Annotated in this window: 5 protein-coding genes and 1 pseudogene; 2 read left to right on the top strand and 4 right to left on the bottom strand. The window is 74.2% G+C overall.

The window, feature by feature from the left end; all coding sequences use genetic code 11:
- Positions 1 to 47: 47 nt before the first annotated feature.
- Genes ACFV0G_RS32250 through pdhA form a run of 3 tightly spaced genes read right to left on the bottom strand, consistent with a single transcriptional unit; the run spans position 48 to position 3,612 of the window.
- Positions 48 to 1,472 carry a dihydrolipoamide acetyltransferase family protein gene (locus tag ACFV0G_RS32250; RefSeq protein ID WP_380555675.1) on the bottom strand — a complete coding sequence of 475 codons (1,425 nt, stop codon included), beginning with the start codon at positions 1,470 to 1,472 and terminating at the stop codon, positions 48 to 50.
- Positions 1,473 to 1,486: 14 nt separating this feature from the next.
- Entirely contained in the window at positions 1,487 to 2,461 is a 975-nt protein-coding gene (locus ACFV0G_RS32245; RefSeq protein WP_380555673.1) for an alpha-ketoacid dehydrogenase subunit beta, read from the bottom strand.
- Positions 2,461 to 3,612 carry a pyruvate dehydrogenase (acetyl-transferring) E1 component subunit alpha gene (pdhA, locus tag ACFV0G_RS32240; protein ID WP_380555672.1) on the bottom strand — a complete coding sequence of 384 codons (1,152 nt, stop codon included), beginning with the start codon at positions 3,610 to 3,612 and terminating at the stop codon, positions 2,461 to 2,463. The genes ACFV0G_RS32245 and pdhA overlap by 1 nt, the downstream gene beginning before the upstream one ends.
- Before the next feature lie 380 nt (positions 3,613 to 3,992).
- Here pdhA and ACFV0G_RS32235 point away from each other — a divergent pair, with 380 nt between their 5' ends.
- Both ACFV0G_RS32235 and ACFV0G_RS32230 read left to right on the top strand, forming a co-directional pair.
- Positions 3,993 to 4,652 carry a response regulator gene (locus tag ACFV0G_RS32235; protein ID WP_380555671.1) on the top strand — a complete coding sequence of 220 codons (660 nt, stop codon included), beginning with the start codon at positions 3,993 to 3,995 and terminating at the stop codon, positions 4,650 to 4,652.
- A 56-nt stretch (positions 4,653 to 4,708) separates the two neighbouring features.
- Entirely contained in the window at positions 4,709 to 5,890 is a 1,182-nt protein-coding gene (locus tag ACFV0G_RS32230; protein WP_380555670.1) for a phosphotransferase, read from the top strand.
- 3 nt (positions 5,891 to 5,893) lie between these two features.
- Here ACFV0G_RS32230 and ACFV0G_RS32225 read toward each other — a convergent pair.
- Positions 5,894 to 6,635, bottom strand: a pseudogene (locus ACFV0G_RS32225) (hypothetical protein); the annotation flags it as partial.

Below are 6,635 nucleotides of genomic sequence, written 5' to 3'. Positions count from 1 at the left end.
GCCCCGCACCCACCACGGGTGCGGGGCCGACGGCGTCGAAAGGGGTGTCAGCCCCAGGTGATCAGCCGCTTGGGGCGCTCCAGGATCGCGGCGACGTCCGCGAGGACCTTGGAGCCGAGCTCGCCGTCGACCAGGCGGTGGTCGAAGGAGAGCGCGAGCGTGGTGACCAGACGGGGCACGACCTTGCCCTTGTGCACCCACGGCATCTCCCGGACCGCCCCGAAGGCGAGGATGGCCGCCTCGCCGGGGTTGAGGATCGGGGTTCCGGTGTCGACGCCGAAGACGCCGACGTTGGTGATGGTGATCGAGCCGCCCTGCATGTCCGCCGGGGAGGTCTTGCCCTCGCGGGCGGTGTCCACCAGCTCGCCGAGCGAGACGGCCAGCTGCGCCAGGGTCTTGGCGCCGGCGTCCTTGATGTTCGGGACGATCAGGCCGCGCGGCGTGGCGGCCGCGATGCCGAGGTTGACCTGGCCCTTGAGGACGATCTCCTGGGCGGCCTCGTCCCAGCTCGCGTTGACCTCGGGGTGCCGCTTCACCGCGGTGAGCAGCGCCTTGGCGACCAGCAGCAGCGGGCTGACCCGGACGTCCCGGCCGAGCTCGCCGGTCTCCTTGAGCCGGCGCACCAGCTTCATCGTCCGGGTGACGTCGATCTGGACGAACTCGGTGACGTGCGGCGCGGTGAACGCCGACGACACCATCGCGGCGGCGGTGGCCTTGCGGACGCCCTTGACCGGGATCCGCACGTCGCCGGTGCCGGCGGCCACCGGGGCCGGGGCCTCGACGACGGCTGCGGCCGGCGCGGCGGGGGCGGCCGGGGCGGCGACGGGGGCCACCGCGGCGTGCACGTCCTCGCGGGTGATCACGCCGTTGGGGCCGGTCGGGACGACCGCGCGGAGGTCCACGCCGAGGTCCTTGGCCAGCTTGCGGACGGGGGGCTTGGCCAGCGGCCGCTCCCCGGCCTGGGCGGGGACGGCCACCGGCGCGGGCGCGGGGGCCGGGGCCACGGGGGCAGCCGGGGCCACCGGAGCTGCTGTTTCACGTGAAACCGGCGCCGGAGCGGCGGTCGTGCGCCGGGCCCGGCGCTGGGTGCCGCCGGTACGGGGGCCGTAGCCGACCAGTACCTCGCGGCGCTCGGGCACCGGCTCGGTCTCCACCGGGGCCACCGCGGCGACCGGGGCGGGAGCCGCCGGCGCGACGGGGGCGGCCGGGGCCGCGCCCTCGACGGCGACCGCGATGATCGCGGTGCCGACGTCGACGGTGGAGCCCTCCGGGAAGAACAGCTGCTCCACGACACCGGTGAACGGAATCGGCAGCTCGACCGCGGCCTTGGCGGTCTCGACCTCGCAGACGACCTGGCCGTCGGTGACGGTGTCGCCCGGCTTGACGTACCAGGAGAGGATCTCGGCCTCGGTGAGGCCCTCGCCGACGTCGGGCATCTTGAACTCGCGGAGCGAGCGGACTTCGGTGGTCATGTACGTCGCTCCTCTCAGTACGCGAGCGCGCGGTCGACGGCGTCGAGCACCCGGTCGAGGTCGGGGAGGAACGCCTCCTCGACGCGGGACGGCGGGTACGGGGCGTAGTAGCCGCCGACCCGCAGGACCGGCGCCTCCAGGTGGTAGAAGCACTTCTCGGTGATCCGGGCGGCGAGCTCGGCGCCCATGCCCAGGAAGACCGGGGCCTCGTGCACCACGACGGCGCGGCCGGTGCGCTTGACCGACTCCTCCAGGGCGGTGAAGTCGACCGGGGTCAGCGACCGGAGGTCGACGACCTCCAGGTTGCGGCCGTCCTCCTCGGCCGCCGCGGCGGCCTCCTGGCAGACCTTGACCATCGGGCCGTACGCGATCAGCGTGGCGTCGGTGCCCGGGCGGACGATCCGTGCGGCGTGCAGCGGCAGGTCGGCGGCGTCGCCGACCTCGCCCTTGTCCCAGTAGCGGCGCTTCGGCTCCAGGAAGATCACCGGGTCGTCGGAGGCGATGGCCTCGCGGAGCATCCAGTGGGCGTCGTGGGCGTTGGACGGGGTGACCACGCGCAGACCGGCGGTGTGCGCGAAGTACGCCTCGTGCGACTCGCTGTGGTGCTCGACCGCCCCGATGCCGCCCGCGTACGGGATGCGCACGGTGACCGGCATCTTGACGTGCCCGAGCGAGCGGGCGTGCATCTTGGCGAGCTGGGAGACGATCTGGTCGAAGGCCGGGTAGACGAAGCCGTCGAACTGGATCTCCACCACCGGGCGGTAGCCGCGGAGCGCGAGGCCGATCGCGGTGCCCATGATGCCGGACTCGGCGAGCGGGGTGTCGATCACCCGGTCCTCGCCGAAGTCCTTCTGCAGGCCGTCGGTGATTCTGAAGACGCCGCCGAGCTTGCCGATGTCCTCGCCCATCAGGACGGTCTTCGGGTCGTTCTCCAGCGACTTGCGCAGGGCCTCGTTGAGGGCCTTGGCGATGCTGAGCTGGCCTGCCATCAGTGGTGCTCCCCACCCTCGAAAGAGGCCGCGTACGCGATGTACTCGGCCCGGTCCTCGTCGACCTGCGCGTGCGGCTCGGCGTAGACGTGGTCGAAGATCAGGGTCGGGTCCGGGTCCGGCATGGACCGGACGCCCTCGCGCACCCGCAGGCCGAGCTTCTCGCTCTCGGCCTCGACACCGGCGAAGAAGTCCTCGTCGGCGAGGCCCTCCTTCTCCAGGTGCGCCTTGAGGCGCAGGATCGGGTCCTTGGCCTTCCAGGCCTCGGTCTCCTCGGCGAGCCGGTAGCGGGTCGGGTCGTCGGAGGTGGTGTGCGCACCCATCCGGTAGGTGAAGGCCTCGATCAGCACCGGGCCGTTGCCGCTGCGGGCGTGGTCCAGGGCCCAGCGGGTGACCGCGAGGCAGGCCAGCACGTCGTTGCCGTCCACCCGCACGCCCGGGAAGCCGAAGCCGGAGGCGCGGCGGTAGAGCGGGATACGGGTCTGGGTGGTGGTGGGCTCGGAGATCGCCCACTGGTTGTTCTGGCAGAAGAAGACCACCGGGGCGTTGTAGACCGAGGCGAAGGTGAAGGCCTCGTTGACGTCGCCCTGGCTGGAGGCGCCGTCGCCGAAGTAGGCGATCACCGCGTCGTCCGCGCCGTCCTTGGTGATGCCCATCGCGTACCCGGTGGCGTGCAGGGCCTGCGCGCCGATCACGATGGTGTAGAGGTGGAAGTTCTTCTCGTTCGGGTCCCAGCCGCCGTGGTTCACGCCGCGGAACATGCCGAGCAGGTTCAGCGGGTCCACGTCGCGGCACCAGGCCACGCCGTGCTCGCGGTAGGTCGGGAAGGCGTAGTCGCCCGTGCGCATCGCGCGGCCCGAGCCGACCTGGGCGGCCTCCTGGCCGAGCAGCGAGGCCCACAGGCCCAGCTCGCCCTGGCGCTGCAGGGAGGTCGCCTCGGCGTCGAACCGGCGCACCAGCACCAGATCGCGGTAGAGGCCTCGGAGCTCCTCCGGCGTGGCCGTCAGCGGGAAGTCCGGGTGCTCGACCCGGTCGCCCTCCGGCGTGAGCAGCTGGACGAGCTCCGGCGTGGAGCCGGAGCCCGCCCGGAGGTTGTCAGGGACGCCGGGGGCGGCCTTCTTGCGCGCCCTCGTCGTGCTTTTGACGGTCACGTTCACTCCTCGGTCTGTCCGGCCGCCCGGGGTCGCCGGTGACCGGTCCGGTCACCTCCGTGCAAGGCGCGCTGGGTGTGCGCACCGGCTGCCCGGCAGGTGGTGATCCTTTTCCGACGGCGTCCCTCACGAGAACGTTACCCAGCGGCGCCCCTTGGCGCCCTTGCGCTAGGAGGTCCTACTAGTTTCCGTACAAGACCTGCGGATGTGGTGCAGGTCTCCACGCGGTGGCCGTCAGGACACCAGCGCACGGTATCCGGGCAGAGCTCTCCGCGTAAGGGGGTAACCGGCATCGATTCGGTGTCCCCACCCGCGGCTCTGTCCCCGGGGGCGTGTCCGCATGCCGGGATTTCGCCGCTGCGGCGTGGAAGGATTCCACCATGAATGAATCGGGACATATCAGGGTCTTCCTCCTCGACGACCACGAGGTGGTGCGGCGCGGCGTGCACGACCTGCTCTCCACCGAGGGTGACATCGAGGTCGTCGGCGAGGCCGGCACGGCGGCCGAGGCGCTGGCCCGGATCGCGGCCGTCGCCCCGGACGTGGCGGTGCTCGACGTCCGGCTGCCCGACGGCAACGGGGTGGAGGTCTGCCGCGAGGTCCGCTCCCGGAACCCGGAGGTGCGCTGCCTGATGCTGACCTCGTTCTCGGACGACGAGGCGCTCTTCGACTCGATCATGGCCGGGGCCTCCGGGTACGTCCTGAAGGCGATCCGCGGCACCGACCTGATCTCGGCCGTCCGGGACGTCGCGGCCGGCAAGTCGCTGCTCGACCCGGTCGCCACCAGCCGCGTGCTGGAGCGGCTGCGCGAGGGCGGCGAGAAGGAGGACGAGCGGCTCGCCCAGTTGACGAAGCAGGAACGGCGCATCCTGGACCTGATCGGCGAGGGGATGACCAACCGCCAGATCGGCAACCAGCTGCACCTGGCCGAGAAGACGGTGAAGAACTACGTCTCCAGCCTGCTGGCCAAGATGGACATGGAGCGCCGGACCCAGGCCGCGGCGTACGTCGCCCGGCACCAGGCCGACCATCCGCACTAAGCATATATCTGACGATCTGTCAAGGGGCCTGTGGGGCCACCATTACGCTCGGCCTCGTGATTCCCGCACCGACCTCCCCGCCCGTCAGCCGCGGGGAGGGCACGCTCACCCTTCCGGGTCCCGTCGCCCCGCCCGCCCCCCGGTCCCGCCCCCGGCCGCCCGCACCGGGCCCCGCCGCCGCCCCGGCCCGGCCCGATCCCACCGCCCCGCCGGTCGGCACGCTCAGCCCGCCGGTCCCGCCGACCGTCCTCGCCGCCGTGCTGGCGGCGTACCGCACCGCACCGGTGCGCGCCGTCGAACCGGTCGCCGAGGGGCTGCTCAACCGCGGCTACCGGGTCGCCACCGCGACCGGCCGCTACTTCCTCAAGTGCTACGTCGACCAGGCCACCGCCTCCGGCGCGGTGGTCGCCGCCCAGCACCGGGCCACCGCCGCCCTGCACGCCCGCGGCCTGCCGGTCGTCCCGCCACTGGCCGACCGCGGCAGCCGGACGGTCGTCGAGCACGAGGGCCGGGTCTTCGCGCTCTACCCCTGGGTGGAGGGCGGCCACCGGCACGGCAGCGAGCTCGACCAGCCGCGGTGCGCGGACCTCGGCACGCTGCTGGGCCGCCTGCACCGCGCCCTCGCCGAGGTGTGCGCCCCCGTCCGGCAGCCCGCAGGGCGGCTCTCCGCAGACCCGGAGGAGACCGCCGCGCTGATCGACGACCTGCGGGACCGGGCCCGGCGGCACCGCCCGTACGACGGCTTCGACCGGCGGGCCGAGCAGTACCTGGCAGACCGCCTCGACCTGCTCGCCGCCCACGGCCACCGCCGGCCGGCACCCACCGCGGCGCCGCCCACCGGCTGGACGCACGGCGACTTCCACGGCCTCAACCTGCTCTACCGCGGCGAGCGGATCACCGCGGTGCTCGACTGGGACAAGCTCGGCCTGCACCCGACCGCCGAGGAGGCCGTGCGGGCCGCCACCCTGGTCTTCAACGACCGCGCCACCGGGGTGCTCGACCTCAGCCGGGTCCGGACCTACGCCCGGGCGTACCGCTCGGCGGCCGCGGCCGGCACCGAGGAGCTGGCCGCCGCCGCCCACCGGGTCTGGTGGGAGCGGCTCAACGACCTGTGGATGCTCCAGTGGCACTACCAGCGCGGCGACCACCGCGCGGACCCGCTCCTCCCGGCCTCCGCCGGGCAGCTCGGCTGGTGGTGCCAGGAGTACGAGCAGGTCCTGGACGCCTTCACCAACTGACCGTCAGGGCGCCGGCGCCGACACGGGGGGTGTGGTCGCCGGCTTGGTCGGCACGCTCGGTGTCGGGGTCGGCGTGGGGGTCGGGGTCGGGGTCGGCGTCTCGGTCGGCGAGGCCGTCTCGGTGGGCGAGGCGGTCTCGGTCGGCGAGGCCGTGGCCGAGGGGCTGCTGGTCTCGGTGGGCCGGTTCGACGGCGTCTCGCTCGGCCGGAAGGTCTCGGTCGAGTGCGTGGCGGTCGGCGTGGTCGGCGCCTGGGTCGGCTGCCCGGTGTCCGCCGGCGCCGTGGTCACCGACTGGTGCGGGCTGGGCGTCCCGCCGCCGCCGGCGTTGTTCAGCGCCAGCCCGATGCCGATCCCGGCCGCGACCAGCACGGCGAGCACGCCCAGCACCCAGCCCCACGGGCTGCGGCGGCCGCCGTCGTCGTCCTCGTCGTCCGGGCCGTACCCGCCGCCGCCGTAGCCCTGGCCGGCCGGCGGGTAGGGGTGCGCGGCCGGCGGGTAGGGCTGCGAGGGGGTCCGGTACGGCGAGGTGACCTGGTACGGCAGCGCGGCGGTCTCGTCGACGCCGCCGGCCGCGCCGAGCGGCTCGGTGGCCGCGGTGCCGCCGCTCGGGGGGCCCGCGGGGCCGTTGCCGTTGCCCGGTCCGCCCCCCCCCCCCGCGCCCCCCCCCCCCCGGGGCCCCCCCCCCCCCCCCCCCCCCCCCCCCGCGCGGGGGCGGGGGGGGGGCGGGGGCGCGCGCCGCCGCGCG

The organism is Kitasatospora sp. NPDC059571 (genome assembly GCF_042735675.1).
Lineage (GTDB): Bacteria > Actinomycetota > Actinomycetes > Streptomycetales > Streptomycetaceae > Kitasatospora.
This window is presented reverse-complemented; position numbering and strand designations above follow the sequence as displayed.

Excerpts from the sequence above, each read along its gene's own strand:
- ACFV0G_RS32250 (WP_380555675.1), bottom strand. The coding sequence starts at position 1,472 with ATGACCACCGAAGTCCGCTCGCTCCGCGAGTTCAAGATGCCCGACGTC.
- ACFV0G_RS32245 (WP_380555673.1), bottom strand. The coding sequence starts at position 2,461 with ATGGCAGGCCAGCTCAGCATCGCCAAGGCCCTCAACGAGGCCCTGCGC.
- ACFV0G_RS32235 (WP_380555671.1), top strand. The coding sequence starts at position 3,993 with ATGAATGAATCGGGACATATCAGGGTCTTCCTCCTCGACGACCACGAG.